This window comes from Microcoleus sp. B6-A1 (assembly GCF_036705085.1).
Lineage (GTDB): Bacteria > Cyanobacteriota > Cyanobacteriia > Cyanobacteriales > Microcoleaceae > Microcoleus.
In genome coordinates, this window is sequence record NZ_JAUBTU010000131.1 from 1 (window position 1) to 16,593 (window position 16,593).

At 48.1% G+C, this 16,593-nt stretch carries 16 protein-coding genes; 9 read left to right on the top strand and 7 right to left on the bottom strand.

The genetic code is table 11. The features are described from left to right. Positions 1-79 precede the first annotated feature (79 nt). Positions 80-226: a hypothetical protein gene (locus QUB11_RS29235; protein ID WP_333392411.1), complete on the top strand. Its 147-nt coding sequence runs from the start codon at positions 80-82 to the stop codon at positions 224-226. Here the strand turns inward: QUB11_RS29235 and secG are convergent. The 3 genes from secG to QUB11_RS29250 all read right to left on the bottom strand — a co-directional run bounded on the left by secG (position 221) and on the right by QUB11_RS29250 (position 3,311). Next, a complete protein-coding gene (secG, locus tag QUB11_RS29240; RefSeq protein ID WP_190659521.1) occupies positions 221-460 on the bottom strand; it encodes a preprotein translocase subunit SecG in 240 nt (79 codons plus the stop codon). The genes QUB11_RS29235 and secG overlap by 6 nt on opposite strands. Positions 461-587: 127 nt before the next feature. After that, positions 588-2,189 carry a 2,3-bisphosphoglycerate-independent phosphoglycerate mutase gene (gpmI, locus tag QUB11_RS29245; protein WP_333200266.1) on the bottom strand — a complete coding sequence of 534 codons (1,602 nt, stop codon included), beginning with the start codon at positions 2,187-2,189 and terminating at the stop codon, positions 588-590. Between the two features lie 426 nt (positions 2,190-2,615). Continuing rightward, positions 2,616-3,311: a retropepsin-like aspartic protease gene (locus tag QUB11_RS29250; RefSeq protein ID WP_333200268.1), complete on the bottom strand. Its 696-nt coding sequence runs from the start codon at positions 3,309-3,311 to the stop codon at positions 2,616-2,618. A gap of 230 nt (positions 3,312-3,541) precedes the next feature. Here QUB11_RS29250 and QUB11_RS29255 point away from each other — a divergent pair, with 230 nt between their 5' ends. From QUB11_RS29255 to QUB11_RS29270, 4 genes are all read left to right on the top strand, one after another. Continuing rightward, entirely contained in the window at positions 3,542-5,485 is a 1,944-nt protein-coding gene (locus QUB11_RS29255; protein ID WP_333200270.1) for a hypothetical protein, read from the top strand. A gap of 215 nt (positions 5,486-5,700) precedes the next feature. Continuing rightward, positions 5,701-6,456: an MORN motif-containing protein gene (locus tag QUB11_RS29260; protein ID WP_333200272.1), complete on the top strand. Its 756-nt coding sequence runs from the start codon at positions 5,701-5,703 to the stop codon at positions 6,454-6,456. 102 nt (positions 6,457-6,558) lie between these two features. Further along, on the top strand, positions 6,559-7,272 hold the full coding sequence (locus QUB11_RS29265; RefSeq protein ID WP_333200287.1) for an MORN motif-containing protein: 714 nt from the start codon (positions 6,559-6,561) through the stop codon (positions 7,270-7,272). 177 nt (positions 7,273-7,449) lie between these two features. Then, on the top strand, positions 7,450-8,070 hold the full coding sequence (locus QUB11_RS29270; protein WP_333200274.1) for a DUF6391 domain-containing protein: 621 nt from the start codon (positions 7,450-7,452) through the stop codon (positions 8,068-8,070). Between the two features lie 214 nt (positions 8,071-8,284). On the opposite strand, the gene QUB11_RS29275 is transcribed toward QUB11_RS29270, so the two are convergent. Further along, complete coding sequence (locus tag QUB11_RS29275; RefSeq protein WP_333200276.1) at positions 8,285-9,055, bottom strand: Uma2 family endonuclease; 771 nt, start codon at positions 9,053-9,055, stop codon at positions 8,285-8,287. Between the two features lie 195 nt (positions 9,056-9,250). Between QUB11_RS29275 and cax the strand changes: the two genes are divergently transcribed. Continuing rightward, positions 9,251-10,351 carry a calcium/proton exchanger gene (gene cax / locus QUB11_RS29280; protein WP_333200289.1) on the top strand — a complete coding sequence of 367 codons (1,101 nt, stop codon included), beginning with the start codon at positions 9,251-9,253 and terminating at the stop codon, positions 10,349-10,351. A gap of 252 nt (positions 10,352-10,603) precedes the next feature. Here the strand turns inward: cax and QUB11_RS29285 are convergent, their stop codons facing one another. Together QUB11_RS29285 and QUB11_RS29290 are read right to left on the bottom strand one after the other, a co-directional pair. Further along, positions 10,604-11,248 carry a hypothetical protein gene (locus QUB11_RS29285; RefSeq protein WP_333200278.1) on the bottom strand — a complete coding sequence of 215 codons (645 nt, stop codon included), beginning with the start codon at positions 11,246-11,248 and terminating at the stop codon, positions 10,604-10,606. 329 nt (positions 11,249-11,577) lie between these two features. After that, the gene (locus QUB11_RS29290) at positions 11,578-13,242 is read right to left on the bottom strand and encodes a DUF655 domain-containing protein (RefSeq protein ID WP_333392413.1); all 1,665 of its coding nucleotides are present in this window, start codon (positions 13,240-13,242) and stop codon (positions 11,578-11,580) included. 191 nt (positions 13,243-13,433) lie between these two features. Here QUB11_RS29290 and QUB11_RS29295 point away from each other — a divergent pair, with 191 nt between their 5' ends. The 3 genes from QUB11_RS29295 (at position 13,434) to QUB11_RS29305 (ending at position 16,109) form a co-directional block, all read left to right on the top strand. Continuing rightward, entirely contained in the window at positions 13,434-13,835 is a 402-nt protein-coding gene (locus QUB11_RS29295; protein ID WP_333143337.1) for a DUF7682 family zinc-binding protein, read from the top strand. Between the two features lie 68 nt (positions 13,836-13,903). Further along, positions 13,904-15,076: a cysteine desulfurase family protein gene (locus QUB11_RS29300; RefSeq protein ID WP_333200282.1), complete on the top strand. Its 1,173-nt coding sequence runs from the start codon at positions 13,904-13,906 to the stop codon at positions 15,074-15,076. Positions 15,077-15,452: 376 nt separating this feature from the next. Then, the gene (locus tag QUB11_RS29305) at positions 15,453-16,109 is read left to right on the top strand and encodes a hypothetical protein (protein WP_333200283.1); all 657 of its coding nucleotides are present in this window, start codon (positions 15,453-15,455) and stop codon (positions 16,107-16,109) included. Positions 16,110-16,179: 70 nt separating this feature from the next. Here QUB11_RS29305 and QUB11_RS29310 read toward each other — a convergent pair. Beyond that, a partial coding sequence (locus tag QUB11_RS29310) for a thiamine-phosphate kinase (RefSeq protein ID WP_445300867.1) occupies positions 16,180-16,593 on the bottom strand: 414 nt, incomplete at its 5' end.

Consider the following 16,593-nt stretch of genomic DNA (forward strand, 5'->3'; position numbering starts at 1 on the left):
ATTGCCGAAAGGACATAGCGCTTAAAGGTCAGTCGATGAATTAAGAATCCCTACGCCTTTAGGCTAGGGAGTGTCAATTATGTGGCACGGGCGTCTCGCCCGTGAGCTAATGTGGCACGGGCGTCTCGCCCGTGAGCTAATGTGGCACGGGCGTCTCGCCCGTGAACTCATGTGGCACGGGCGTCTCGCCCGTGAACTAATGTGGTTAAAAATCCAAATCTTATAACTTAGGCGCCAACCAACCAGCACTCAAAATCACAGTCAAACCCATAAAAACAATAGACAGACCCCAAGTAATCCGGTTCAGACTTGTTTCTGCACTCTTGGCGCTGGTAAACAATTGAGCTTGTCCGCCAATCCCTCCAATACCATCGCCTTTAGGACTGTGCAGCAACACAAAAATCACCAGTCCTAAAGCAGACAAAGACCAGATAACTTGTAACACAGAAACAATATTCATAATGTGGGGTAATGGGTAATTAGTAATCGGTAATTTATTATCATATCAAATTCAGTCGATCGCACACAAACTCGGTTAGGGACACGGCGCCGTGTCCCCACCTTTAGCGAGATTTCACCGAGCCCTACTACAATCGGACTCGCACCGGAGTGCGATTGGCACGAACTTCAAACTCAGCCGATCGTATCATAGAGCGTCCCGTCATCTCCGGGGGCTGAGGCAACCTCAACAGCTCCAGAATCGTCGGCGCAATATCCGCCAAACAACCATCCGCCCTCAGAGGAACATCCGTTCCGTGACCCGGAATCTTCCGACCTTCACCTTCTACCAGAATAAACGGCACCGGGTTAGTAGTGTGAGCCGTCCAGGGATTCCCGTCCTCGTCAAACATCTGCTCAGCATTTCCGTGGTCAGCAATAATAATTGCCGTACCTCCAGCTTTACTAATAGCGCTCAACAGCCGCCCCAAACATTTATCCACAGTTTCGATCGCAACTATCGTCGCATCCATCATCCCCGTATGACCAACCATATCCGGGTTAGCGTAGTTAATCACCATAAACGAATAGATGCCTCTTTCCAAAGCCGTCACCACCCCATCCGTCACCAACTCCGCCGACATCTGGGGTGCCTCATCGTAAGTCCCCACCATCGGACTCTGCACCAACTCCCGGTGTTCCCCGATAAAAGGCTCTTCCAGACCCCCATTAAAAAAATAAGTCACATGAGCGTACTTTTCAGTTTCCGCCGTCCGCAACTGCTGCAAACCGTGCTTAGAAATCACCTCGCCCAGAATATTGTTCAAATTCTGCGGTTCAAAAGCCACCATTACCGAGGACAACTTCGGGTCGTACTGAGTAAAACTCGCAAACGTCAGCGGCTCAATTAACTGCCGTTCAAACCCCTTAAAATCGGGAGATACAAAAGCCTGAGTCAATTCTCTAGCCCTGTCCGGGCGAAAATTGAAGAAAATTAGCCCATCCCCGGATGCCACGGCTCCCCGCGCAATTCGAGTCGGAACTGCAAACTCGTCGGTCACTCCTTCAGAATAGGAGGCCTGCAACACATCAACAGCCGATCGACCGTCAGGCGCGCCCTCAGTCGTCATCACCTCGTAAGCGCGCTGCACCCGATCCCAGCGCTTGTCCCTGTCCATAGCGTAGTAGCGGCCGCTGATGGTCGCAATCCGACCGACCCCTACCTCTGCGATATAACTTTCAATCTTGCCTAGAGCTTCGACACCCTCTTTCGGAGTTGTATCACGGCCGTCTGTAATCGCGTGAATGCAAACCTCAGAAATTCCCTGTGCCTTTGCTAATTGCAGCAAACCCTTAATATGACTGAGATGGGAATGAACCCCACCTTCAGAACAAAGACCAGTCAGGTGCAACTTGCCGCCCGTGGCCCGGACTTTCTCGCAAAGCCCAACCAGCGCGCGGTTGTCCAGCAAAGAACCATCTTCCACGGCATCCGAGATCCGCACCAACTCTTGAGGAACCACGCGGCCCGCGCCCAGATTCAAGTGACCAACCTCTGAGTTACCCATTTGCCCGTCTGGCAGCCCTACCGCCCGGCCCGATGTTTTAATCAGAGTTCTGGGATAAGCGGCCCAGAGACTGTCCATCACGGGTGTTTTCGCAGCGGCGATCGCATTTCCGTCTTGTTCTTCACGATAACCCCAGCCGTCTAGAATAATCAGCACTACAGGAGATACAGACGCTTGTGCCATGTGAATACCTTATTTACAATAATTAATTTCTCGATCGTCATGATTTCCGATTTTGCGGAACATCTTCCGCTCATCAGTTTACATATTTTCTAGGCTCCGGCTGAACACAGCCCACCAAATTTCCCTTAGCCACAGCATTGTGGGAACTAATTTCGACCTGCTTTGGGAATTGTTTAATTGATTGCCTTGCCCTGTACTGTAAATGCACAGTCGGAGACAGTTACCGATCTCACCAACAGCGACCCTGCTTTTGCCGCCGCATTTTCACCAATTGTTCAACGGTAGGTTGCTATTGAAACACTAAGAAGAATACCACAGATGGCGCACTTTTACTACTGCCTCAAGGAAGAGATTAAACAGCTTTGACTGGGCTGCGAATAACTTTAAACGAGTTGAGCAAAAATCCGTTTCCGAATCGGCTCACTTTCAGCGGACATAAAATTCTACAACATCTTTTTTAATTTTGACATCGTAATTGCCAAAGAAATCGTGACCGAGCAGACCTATTGGCATTTGTTTGGCGATCGCCACTTCGACATTTTGGCTCACAGCACCGCCAACCCGAATCGATCGCACTAGACCGATCGGGAACTCGACAACGCTACCGTCAGCGATCCCCGCTCTGATTGTACGCACCGGCCTCACTCCCAGTGCAGTAGCCATCCGCTGAGAAATCAAAGTGCCACTCGCCCCGGTATCGAGAATCATTTCAAAAGTCTTGTTGCCGTTAAATACCACATCAATCACCGGCGTCCCACCAGCGCGACGCTTGATTTTAGCTTGAAATACCTGTGGATTCCCCGGTGGCTTAGCCGGTTGATTTGCTGGGGGTTTGGCACCACGATTTGACGGGTTCCAAAACTGAGAGTACAATTTGCCAGTTGTGAATCCCGATCCCGTTATAGTGCGATTCCCTACCCTTCGGGAACCCCTACGGGGAACGGGATAGCTCCGCCGCGCGTGCTGCTGGGAACTAACATCGGGCACCAATGTCATCACCTGAGTTTCTGGCTGATGTGAATGAGAATGCACCTCGCCACCCCCCACAGATCCCAGACCAACCACAACGCTCGCACAAACCAAGCCCGATCGCCAAATCCGCTTGAGAATCACTTTTGCCATGATCTAAATACCTTAATTGATTCAATGATGTCGAACAACGACCGCCACTGATATCCTAACCCGCTCCCAAAAACCAATCGCCCGATCGCCCGATCAGATCATCAGGAAAACTTGGCAATTTTCAAGCGATCGCATAACATCGAACACAGATAAACTGATAAACGGCAACAGGCTGTAATTGCAGAGCCTTGTTGGATATCTTGAAATTAAGCATTTAGGGGCGATCGGCAATGCACAAACTTTTATATTTTGCAACTATAGGACTACTAGCTTTCTCGATCGGAGGATGCGGTGGCGACGAGGCCAGCAACACAGCCAGCCCCAGCCCCAGCCCTAGTGCAGCCTCTCCATCTCCGACAGCCTCTGCCAGCCCCACCCCAGCAACTCAGACTTTCCCGTCTCCAATAGTAGCCGCCCAACCTCCAGGGTTAATTCGATCGACCAACCCAGACGAACGAGCAAGACAGGCTCAAACAGGAATCGGCGACAACAAAAACAGGAATCCAACGCTTCCCCTTGAGCCGGTGCCACAAGGCCCTGTGACAGCCAATCCTTCTCAGCTAGACCCCTTTGGGCCGCTGCCACCGATCACAGTTCAAAACCCTCCCGGAGTTGGCGATGTCCCGGGCGGAGTCCCAGCAGGGCCGATGACAGCCAATCCCTTGCCCAAACTGCCGCAGCGACAGGTGGCCATGATACCTAAACTGCCAGAACTATCCCGCCCAGTCCAAATTGGAGGAACTAAGCTCAGAGGCCCTGCCGCTCCCCAAATCAATCTCAGCCCCACAGCAAGAGGCGTTGTCAGCGAATTTAGGACGCTTCAGGCTTTGCTCGATGACACCACACAAAACTCTGAGTACGGTACTGATGTGCGTAAATTAGTCGAGACTATTTACGGAGTACCAGGAAGGAATTTTGGTGTTACCAGACGAGAGTTACTACTAACTAACCGACCATTCTTCAGAAGAATAGAAAAGGCCCTGGGTGAATATGTGACAGCCTCAAACTTGTGGGATCTTTACGGAGATCAATCGCCTGCTGATGCTCTCCGGTGTTCCATCGTTCCCGAAATTGCCGAGGCAATTGAGGTATATCGACCGCCGACAGTAAGAAGGGGGGAACTTTCCTGTGTGACGCGAGCAAATTTGCTGCAAGCAGTTTGGCGGCAGGGCAAGAACAGACTTGATGCAGCCCTCCGCGATCAAGACTATGAGGCGCGAACTATCGCAAAAGCGCCTCTTCTGCCAGTTCTATCGGCAAGCCCGACAAATCGTCAGCCACCAGGCGAGACGGCCCTGGGTCGGCAATTAGCTTCGTTGCCAGAAGTGCCTGGGCTAAACCCCCCGCCAGTAGGGCGTCGCCCAGCGGGAGCTCCGTTCATAGCAGCGGGCCCCGGAGATCCTTCTCTGCCGGGAGGCGAAGGCGCGCAAGTTGGCTCCCCGCGCCAAGTTCCGGGACTCAATGCGCCTCAATTGGGCAGTCGCCCCGGACAGCCGGGTTTTCCCGGAGGCGAAGGCGCGCAAATAGGCTCGCCGCGCCAAGTTCCGGGGCTGAATACGCCTCAATTGGGCAGTCGCCCCGGACAGCCAGGCCTGCCGGGAGGCGATGGAGCACAAATTGGCTTACCGCGCCAAGTTCCGGGGCTGAATACGCCTCAAGTGGGCAGCCGCCCAATTTCAACACCAACTACCGGTAGGAATCCGCGCCGTCCAGCACCCCCGCGCCCGCCCCAGCCAATTGCAGCTAGACCCATAGGAGTACCGGATCTGCCGGAACTGCCAGTAGACAAGCGCCCGCCCCAGTGGAGAGACCCCAATCCCCCACCTCCTCCGCAGATACCAACAGTTGCGCCACCGCCGCCACCGCCTTCTACTGACCTCGCTACAGGCACTGAAGTCAGTGGCGTGGTAAAAGTCGGGAACGAGACGCAAGTGATTGTCAAAGTACCGAATGAACCAACCAGCCGATATGTCAAAGTCGGCCAGCGGTTGTCTAACGGGCAAGTTTTGGTGAAGCGGGTGGATATCAAGCCCGGAGCCGATCCAGTCGTGATTCTAGAGGAAAACGGCGTTGAGGTAGCCAAAGGTGTTGGCGAAAAACCCGCCACTCGCCAACAACCCGCCAATACAGTTATTAGCCGTCGGCCAAATCCGAATAGCTCAACGCGGCGCTGAAAATTGACATTAAAGCATGAAAAATGCTAAGGGCAAAAACTCTAATTTTTGCCCTTAGCGTTTATGGCTGATCTCGAATCTGAAGGTAAAATTAATATAGAGTGAGTTAGTCGCTTCTGGGAAGAAACATTAGGGATTAAAAAATAGAAGACTTTTCAGCGAGTCTTAGCTTCTATAAAATCCCTATTAGTAATGGAAGTCAAAGGAGATTTCTCATGCTCGGTTCAATTCAAAAATTAGGGATGGTGATATTAGTTGCTTCTTGTATCGGCAGCGCCACTAATCTCTTGAATCCCCAGCCATTAATGGCTCAGCCAACACCTGATCCAAAAAAACCAGATGAAGAAAAACGCTCTCCCTTCTGCCAAGGCAGCCTTCCTACGGGAAGAGTGAAATGCAATTACGAGGGAGGCGATAACTACGAGGGAAATTTCGTCAACGGCCTCCCCGATGGCAGTGGAGTCTACGTGTACGCTAATGGCGATCGCTACGAAGGACAATTTCGGAATGGAGTGCCGGATGGTAGAGGGACTTTCATTTTTAAAGATGATGCCCGCTACACAGGCGTGTTCCAAGACGGCACGATGAGGTCTGGGACGGTGGTTTTTCCCAACGGCGAGCGCTACGTCGGAGAGTTCGCAGTCGTCAGGAACGTTCAGACTGATGTTATTAGCAGCCAACCAGCAGGGCGGGGTCAATTTTTTTACGAGAATGGCGATCGCTACGAAGGACAATTCTTTGCAGGTTCGCCCTTTGGCCCAGGGGTATTAGTACGCAAAGACGGCACTCGCTGTTCCGGCAGATTTTTTAATCAAGAACTAGATGCTAGTGTCACCTGCACTTTCCCCAACGGTACGCGCTATGAAGGAGAATTGCGAAAGGGACTGCCTCACGGTGTCGGGACGATGATCGATGCTAGCGGCAGGCGCTTTCCGGGGGTATTTCGCAACGGCAAACCCGGAGTTTCCTAAAGGATAAATTCAGTTTTTCAGGCCACTGTTGACAAGAAATCGGACAAAAGACAAATGACGAAGGAAAATAATATCCAGAAGCGTATAGGAGAGACTTTGTTAATGATTTCCCGTTTTAAAACCAGTGGAATCGCTCTATTAGTTACATCAGTGTTGGGAATTGGTAGTTACGCGACTTATCCCTTGCCATCAATGGCGCAAGGAACAGGAGCTAAAACTGGTCGCTGCGTGCCAGCTATCCCTACAGGTAGAGTTAGGTGCGATTACGACGATGGCGATAGCTACATCGGACAGTTCGTTAACGGTTTGCCCAGTGGCACGGGGGTATACGTATATGCCAACGGCGATCGCTATGAGGGGCAGTTCCGTCTCGGTCAGCCAAACGGTCGAGGACAATTTATATTTAACGACGACGCCCGCGTCGAGGGCATATTCCGAGATGGCAAAGTGAGTTCCGGGACAGCTATTTTTACTAATGGCGATCGCTATATAGGGCCGTTTTCTCTGGATTGGAAAGTGGGTACGCCGACTGGACAGGGGCAATTCATTTTTGCTAACGGCGATCGCTTTGTCGGTCAATTTTTAGGGGGCAAGCCTTTAGGTGCGGGAGTCTTCACCCGCGCGGACGGTACCCGGTGTTCGGGACAGTTCTTTAATGAAGAACTTGATGCTAGGGGTAGCTGCGCGTTTTCTAACGGTATCCGCTATCAGGGAGAGTTCCGCAAGGGATTGCCTCACGGCAAAGGCACAATTATCGATACCAGTGGCCGGCGGTTTCCGGGAGTGTTCCGCGACGGCCAGCGGCTCGAACGATAAACTGGGAATAAGTGCGAACTATTAGTAAGGGCAGGTTGAGGGCTAATATTTTTTGCACAAAACCTGCCCTTGCTAGGTTTTAAAGTCAAAACTATTGATAATGTATGATCGGCTTTTTCTCAACCGAATTGCTAATCTTAAATATCCACTTAATGGAGTTAATGGAGGCGTTTTGATATGACAACTACTGCTTCTGCTTCCAGCCGCACCGGCCAGTTTCCCTTCGACTTTGCCCCGCAGCGGACTCAAGATGCTGATTTGTTGCGACAACTCAATTTTGTGCCCGGTTTGAAGGAAGTTTTGACTTTGCGACAAGTTCATGCTTTGGAACACGCTACTGTTTGGGTACTAAGTCAATCGTTTGGTGCGACGACAGCAAGAACCGATAATGAGTTATTGGGCGGAATGTCCACAGACCAAGGGTTTTATCTTTATGGTCACGTTAACATTGCACAGTTGCGTCAGGCAGTGCGCGAGGCTTTGCAGCGGATTGCCAGCGGAGAGTGGGATTTAGCTGTACATCCCCGCTGTGGCACGAATTTGTCGGTGGCAATGCTGCTGACTGCTGGACTTGCTGTTGGCATTAATTTAGCCCTGCCTCGCGGGCCCATTCTGCAACTTTTAGGTTTGGGTGCAGCGGCGGCGGCGGCGGCTCAATTAGCTCCAGATGTAGGATCTCTAGCTCAGCGGTACGTCACAACTGCTATTCCGTTTAATTTGAGTGTTGTTGATATTACTGTAAGTCACGACTTCTGGGGACGCGAAGCTCATTTTGTGCGGGTGCGTTGGGTTGAATAGTTGCACAGTACCAAGCCCACCTCAAACAACAGAATACCCTGATCTCCGACTTTTTTAAGAATTCGGGGATCTGACAGAAAGGGAGCATCTCATATTTGTAAAAACACTTCTTCTTCCTGCTTCCTTCTTCCTCTTTCTTCCTGACTCCTGACTCCTGGCTCCTTCCAATTTCTAGATTGGCTGCTTTCATTGAGATGCTCCAGACAGAAAGCTCCTAAATGCGATCGGCATCTACTCCTAATTCTCGCAACCTGGCCGCCAATCTTTCCGCCCGTTGGCCCTGCTCATCAGCCCGTTGGCGCTCCACCGCAGCTTGCTGCTCAAGTTCCTGGAACCGAGCTTGTTCTGCTTTAATCAACCCTTCAACTAATGGCGGAGACAGTATTTCATTCACTGATAATGTCAGATTGGGAAATACTACAGATACCATTTGTTGCCCCGGCACAAAATCGGTTTGTGTATAGATGTCTTCACCTTCAGGAAAAGCTAAAACTCGCACCAGTTCTTTGTTAGGTGTAGGGTCAACAATTACATATTCAGGTACGTTAGCTAGTTCGTACTCAGCTCGTTTAATCACATAATCGGCGCGCCGATTTTGACTCACTACTTCTATGACTAACAGGGGCTTTTCCTCAAAATCGAGGATACCAGAACCTGGTCTAGCAGCAGCTTGTTCCAAAAGACTTTGAGTGCAAACAACTACATCAGGAATCCGAGAGGTATCTTCTTCTGTTCTTACTCCCAGACCTGTTTTTGCTACTAAGTCAAGATTGTGTTCAGCTAGGTAACGCTGCAATTTGTAAACTAAGTATTCGCAAATTTTGATATGTAAAACTGTTGCGGTTGGCATCGGAATTAATTTGCCTTTGTACAGTTCATATTGTAGATCGGAATCAGTTTGATAAAATCGGTATTCTTCAAAGGTCAAGGTGGGTGAAGTATCAATTTGCTTTGATTCAACAACTGGCACTACAGATTGAGACATATCTTTTCACCGATGTCGATATAATTCTATTATATTCAATCTGCCTCGATCTGGGTGCATTTGCGGTTAAATATTCCCAATTTATCGATCGCACTCGCCAGCAGAATTGTCAGAGAATAGTTGAATAGTGTAAAATCAACTTTGCGATCGCCCCGACAACTCGACCTCACCCTTCCTTACACCATCCGAGTTCCTATGTCAATCAAAAAGATTCTTTCCATAGCTCTGTTAATTTTTATCCCCATTTCCATCGCCGCTGAGTATTTGCACTGGGGCTCCCTCGCAGTTTTCATCACATCCGCTTTAGGCATTATACCTCTGGCGATTTGGTTGAGCACAGCAACAGAAGAAGTGGCGATCGTTACAGGCCCCTCCATAGGCGGCTTATTAAATGCAGTCTTTGGCAATGCTACGGAATTAATTATTGCCATAGTTGCCCTGAAAGCTGGCTTAATTGACATTGTGAAAGCCAGCATAACCGGTACAATTATCAGCAACTTGCTCTTAGTAATGGGATTTTCCATGCTGTTAGGAGGAATCCGCTACAAAGAACAGGAATTTAAGCCAATAATCGCGCGGGTGAACGGTTCCACAATGACTCTAGCAGTGATTGCCATCCTGCTGCCGACAATGGTAATTTACACCTCCAATGGAGTCGAACCCGCAGCCATTCAGAATCTTTCCTTAATAACTGCGATCGTCCTAATTGCAGTTTACGCTCTAACTCTGCTATTTTCCTTAAAAACTCACAGCTATCTTTACGAAGTCGGCTTACTAGAACTAGAGTCAGAAAATTCTCAAAATACCAAAGAGGAATCTACTACGCACAAACCGAATTTGTGGCTGTGGATAGGAGTGCTAGTTGCCTCAACTGTTGCCGTTGCTTTTGAATCAGAAATTTTCGTGGGTGTTGTCGAAGAAACTACCAAAGGATTGGGATTGACGCCACTGTTTACAGGGGTAATTCTGTTGCCGATTGTTGGCGGCGCGGCCGAGTATGTAACTGCGGTGGGAGTTGCCATGAAAAACAATATGGATTTGTCAGTTTCTGTCGCAATGGGTTCGAGTTTGCTAGTTGCTTTGCTGGTAGCGCCGGTGTTAGTAATTATCGGATTAATAATTCATCAGCCGATGGATTTAAACTTCAATCCGTTTGAAGTAGTTGCAGTTGCCATTGCCGTGACAATTGCTAATCTAATTAGTCTTGACGGGCGATCGAATTGGCTCGAAGGAGTGCTGCTTTTAGCAACATACACCGTTTTAGGAGCCGCATTTTACTTTCACCCGATTACTTGATTTCTCGTGGGACAGGCAAGATGCCTGTTCCACAAAAACTCAATTTTCTTAACTGGTTCCTAGGCTGTGCCTGGGAACCGATGTAAGCGAGGCTCTGCCTCGTTTTTTTTCAGGAAAATTGGAGGCAGAGCCTCCGGATCTGCGTTACCAGGCAGAGCCTGGTAACGAGTAATAACTTATCTTGTTTCTGGTTGGTTATTCCTCTTTGTCTTCTGCCGTTAATTAAGAAAATAATTTTAGGAGAGAAAGTAATTACGGACAGCGACACTGTTGAACAGGAAAACACTCTCGTCTGCAACTTCTTTTTCTGCCTTTACGGTCGCGACAATCAGAAGTATCCCGACATTCTACCTGATCTTGACAAATTTGCTGACGGGGAAAAGTACCTAAGTTTTGTATAGAAACTTCAGCCGTCAGCGAACCCTGTTCTATAACTTGGTCATTTTCTTTAATTTCATAGAGAAACTTATTTTCTCCCTCTAAAACCGAAAAAGTTCTTGTTTTGTGACTGTTACCCAACTTAAATCCAAAATCCTCGGAGAACTCACCTTTATTGTAACCTCGGTCTGTGTAAGGATAGGGGTTAGTTTCCATGCCATCAGTCACATTTTTAATCATTACCCTTCTGTTAGGGCCGGGAGGAGTTTTGCTGGAGACAAATCGAGCGCTTTGCGAATCAGGGGAGAAGACAGTACCGGCACACGGCCCTACATATTCAGTGCGCTTAAATTGAATTAAATTAATATTAAAAGCGTTTTCGTTTTTGACCCTAAATTGTGCTTCGCTACTCTGCTGGGCGCTAACTGTGAAAGCTGCTAGCGTCAAAAAAATTGCCCCCAGAAAAATAGCTAGAAATTTGATTTGTGGCCTCCCCGTAACAAATCTGGCCTGTTCCATCTCTCTCTACCTCTCAGGTGAATAGATAGCATTTTGTTTAGGCGTTATTTTAACTTGAGAGGTGAGGTGTTGTCAAAGTATATCGAATAGGTTTATAGTGAGAACTTGAGTCTTTGATGCTGAGTTTCCAAAGGAAGGGCGGAAGTTATGACTGTGAACTTTTTAGAGTCAGGAATGAAGCCCTCATTACTGAGATGTTGCACTATTGTCAATAAGCCTTTTATGAACGGGCTCTCCGGCCCGTTCCACAAAGAGTGAATTTTCTTGTGGAACAGGCCGAAAAGCCTGTTAAGCGAGAATGGTGCAAAATGTGAGGAGTAGGAACTTAACTACCAAGTTACTTGATCGCGCCATCTCTCTAAAATCTTGTCCCCAACTCCCTGTACCCGCGCCACGTCGTCCAAAGAGGTAAAAGGTTGCTGTTGCCGCGCTGCAATAATTCTCTCGGCTAACTTCGGGCCAACCCCTGGCAAAGTTTCTAATTCTTCCTGAGTCGCGGCATTCAAATTAACTAACTTTTTTCCCGCAGCAATTTGAGGTTTAGCACTCGCAGATTTTGATGCTGCTTGTAGTGAATCGCACTCTTTTTTCTTAGCATCAATTCTCTGTTTGATGCGGGCGGGAATTCCCAAGGTTGCACCTTTGTAAAGCCGATCGAACTCCCGCTCAAAATGGGCCGCAACTGTGGGACTCTCGATCGCCAGCAGCGTCTCGTCATTCCCGTGATTTGCCGCCTCACTCCAGTTGTGAGAACCTGTAAGCACCGTTTTGCCGTCCACAACGCCGAATTTGTGGTGCAGGCGATCGCCCATTGGTAACAGCGGCACTCCCACCGTAGTCAGCGGCTTTCTCCAAGGGCGATTGTCAGTTTCTAACCCGCAATCCTGCATCAAAGTCGCCCCCATCATATCCAACCCTTCACTATAAGAGCGATAAATAAAATTAGAGTCAATTAAAGCGCGCACCGCAACTCCCCGGCTAGCTTCCATTTCCAAAGTATTTGACAACCGCTGAGCCGAAAATACAAACAATGCCAAATCAACCGACTTTTTCGCACTACCCAAATTTCCATTTATCAAACTGTTAACGCTTTTTTCCCAAGGCAAAGTCTGGGAAGTCGGTGAAAATTGCACTGCAACTGTCGAATTCCCTACTCTTACTTTTTGTACTTGACGAAACGGCTTTTTGATGCCAAACTTGCTGTCCGGTTTGCCTTTGGGCCCGTCGCCCCACATGATGTTAAATTCTTGAGTAAACAGTTGCGCTAATTGAGCATTTTCAATTTTCAGCAAATTGTTCGCATTGCCGCGACTTGCGGCTGTCTTGAAATCGCCATGTATATCGCTTGTGGTAAAATTAGCAGAAGTGACGATTACGGTTTTGCCATCAATTACCACAAATTTGTGGTGCATCAAACCGCTGCCTTTACTGCCGTCAGCAGTATCGTCAATTACAGGAATACCCGCATCTTTGACAATTACCAAAGCATCATTTTGCTTGATTTCCTCGGCGCTTAATTTACCGTCTTTATTGCGATCGGCAAGTTGCACAAATTCGCTATAACGATCGCGCTCTCTTTCCGGTAATTTCGCCAACTCCTGGGCTGTAAAATCGCTCCAAGGGCGACTATACATATGTTCGACAATTAATCTCACTTTAATTCCCGATCGCTGTCGATCGGCCAAAACCCTCGCAATACCGGGCAAGCGAAACTCCTGAACCGCAACATCTACCGTCGATCCAGCACTAGCGATCGCCACTGCGATCGAGTTTTCTAAATCATCTCCAGGTCTAGTTTGCTGGCGGTAAGGCTCTGTATAACTCGAAGCGATCGACTGATTGAAGTATACTTGCAACAAGGGGTCTTGAGGCAATGGAGCCAGACTGAGAGGTAAATTCTGCACGTCTTGCTTTGTTTGTCCGCAGCCCGCCAGATTGAGCGCCACCAGCCCAGCACAACAGAAACCGAGTAAATGATAATACAATACAGTCACAAAATTTTAAAAAATATAGAGGTTATTAGCCTTCCCAGAGTTCAAAGCTATTGGATCAAGTAAAGTTACAACCTATTCAATTTATGCAAGGGAATAGATTTTACGTCTTGTAGAACTGCCTCGATGCCGGAAGCATCACTGGTAGGGTAGCAGCATTCAGGGGCGTGGGTCAAACCCGATACCGCTGCTTTATGGCTAAAAGAAAAAGAATTTTTCCGTGCGGTCACAAAGGATATGGTAAAGCGTGCCATCGCTGCACGCAAGAGTTGGTGGCGCAGCAGCAGTACGTTGAAGTGCTGACACAAAAACAAACCAAAAAACAAGAGAGGGAAGCATCATTTGCTAGAGATATCATCGATCTCAGAGGTCTGCCCGACCACGTAGTCACTAAAGCCCGGGCAATTATAGCAGCTTTGGGCGAAAATAAGAATTACAGAGATTTCGGCGGCAAACGCCTGCGTCACAACCGTTTAATAATCAGTATTCCTGTAACTCGCAACTACAGAATGCTTTGTGAAGATTGCGGCACTTTCTTAACTCCCCAAAAAGTTTTGTCGCACGAAGACTACAACGTCTGCAAACCAGGAAGTTAGTTATCAGTCATTAGTCATTAGTCATTAGTCATTAGTCCTTAGTCCTTAGTCATTAGTTATTTAAAATCATGCAAATTTACCTCGACTATAGCGCCACAACACCCGCACGCCCAGAAGCGATTCAAGCCATGCAAAAAGCCCTGACTCAGCAGTGGGGAAATCCTTCCAGTTTGCACGAGTGGGGACAAAGGGCTGCCACAGCTTTAGAATTAGCAAGAATGCAGGTTGCTAGCTTGATTAACGCGCTACCGGAATCGATGATTTTTACTTCCGGCGGCACTGAAGCGGACAATTTGGCAATAATGGGAATTGCCCGTCTTTATACAAAGCCGCAGCATATTATTATCTCCAGCGTAGAGCACTCCGCAGTAGCAGAACCGGCGCGACAACTCGAACAGTTGGGATGGGAAGTGACGCGGCTACCGGTGGATAAATTCGGGCGCATTCACCCTTTGGATTTGCAAGAGTCGCTGCGATCGAATACAGTGTTAATTTCGATCATTTACGGACAAAGCGAAGTTGGCACGCTGCAACCAATTGAGGCATTAGGACAAATTGCGCGCGATCGCAATATCATGTTTCATACCGATGCAGTTCAAGTTGCCGGCAAGCTGCAAGTTGACGTGCAGAAACTTCCCGTAGACTTGCTTTCGGTTTCCAGTCACAAACTTTACGGGCCACAAGGTGCAGGGGCGCTTTACGTGCGTCCGGGAGTAGAATTAGTGCCAATGTTGGGCGGTGGTGGCCAAGAATTGAAACTGCGTTCGGGGACACAAGCGCTGCCGGCAATCGTCGGTTTTGGGGTGGCGGCGGAGTTAGCATTGCAGGAAATAGATGTGGAAACGCCGAGGTTAATTGCATTGCGCGATCGGCTTTTTGACCGATTATCCCACGTACCTAGTTTAGTACCAACTGGCGATCGATATTATCGTCTGCCGCACCACGTCAGTTTTTGCATTGTTTCTCCCGACGGCGACACAGGGAAAGTGACAGGCAAGACTTTAGTGCGACAGCTAAACTTAGCCGGAATTGGCATTAGTTCTGGTTCTGCTTGTAACAGCGGCAAACTAACTCCGAGTCCGATATTATTGGCAATGGGATATAGTAAAACTATGGCTGTTGGCGGCATTCGCTTGAGTTTGGGACGGGAAACCACAGAAGCGGATATTGATTGGACAGTAATTGCGATCGAGCAAATTTTGGATAGATTAATGCCCAAGGTAGCATTATCTAGACGTTAGCATGAAAATCTGCGGTTAAAATTCCAAATTAACCGGGTGTTTACGATTTTTATCGACTGTAATGAAGTATCTCCCAAAAACCCGGTTTCTGGCCACCCGCGCACAATCAAAATAATCTTTCATACATCCTGTAGGGGCGGGTTCACCAACCATAATTGTCTGAAATCAACAATCTCAAAAACCCGCCCCCACCCAACCAACAATCATCATTTACATTTTGGCGATGCGAGGCAAATTTTAGGTTGACGTGGGTTATAGGTGGTGGCAGGGCTTATATAGATGGTTGCTAATTGTTATATATAATTGGCGAACCCCCCTACAAAATATCGTAAAATCATGGTAAAATAAATCCCGGTGTTATTCACAACTCCCCACAATGGACGAAACCCGCGCCCAAGCCTATTTGCAATTAATTCACACTCTGCTGAATGCCCCCAAAGGAGACGAACCGCAAATATTACAGGATAACTCAGAATTACTCGATCGCGGATTTCTGGAAACTTGCGAGTTAGTAGCATCAACCTTAGCAGAACAAGGAGGGGAAAATGGCGCTAAATTCCTTCGACATCTAGCTAGTTACCTAGCGCAACTCATCGATATGAACGATGACGGAGATAGCAATAACTCGAATAGTGAAAAATTCCAAGAGTATGCAAATTTTTTCCTAGAATTATTGCAAGCAGAACAAGATAGCAACGGGGATATAGCAGTAATTTACCCCATGCTGGAAGAGCGACAACATCTCCTTAATGCCACTTTTGCAGAGACTTTACAGCAAGTGGCGCAGAAGTTAATTACTGGGGAAAACTCAGAAACAATTAGCTCAATTATCGGTCTTATTGAAAATTTGAGTATTCATATTAGTGATTTTCCCAGTGGAAATAGAGCGAATAATATTGAAATTGCGATTACTGGTTATCAAATAGTTTTAAATAATCGCGAACCCGGTAGTGAACAATGGACGCAAACCCAAAATAATCTGGCTACTGCCTACAATAAAAGAGTCAACGGTTCGCGGGCGGAAAATGTGTAACGGCAAAAACCAGGCGGTTGAAACCGCCTCTACACAAACCAAGTCCACCTATGCGGACAAGCGAGATAATTCAAAAGTGTTGAAATCCTCGATCGAGCTTTAATACAATATCAGAATAAATACCGCTGCTATCAGTTAACCAGATATCGGTGCTCTCGGTAGTGATTCCCACAATCGAGGCTCCATTTCCTATTTTTTCTACCAATAAGTGAGCGCTTGTTATTGGCAAAAACAGCACTAACTCGAAGTCTTCGCCGCCGTATAATGCCCAATCTAAAGCTTTTTCGGTTGATACTATTTCGCTGAAAATATCGGGAATTGGTATTTTTGTGCGATCGACTTTTGCGCCAACACCGCTAGCCCGACAAATTTGAATAATCGCATCAGCTAAACCGTCGCTGCTGTCCATTCCGGCGATTGCAATTGGGGATTTAACCCCCCCCGGCCCCCCCTTGCTAAGGGGGGGAGAATTGACCCCCCCCGG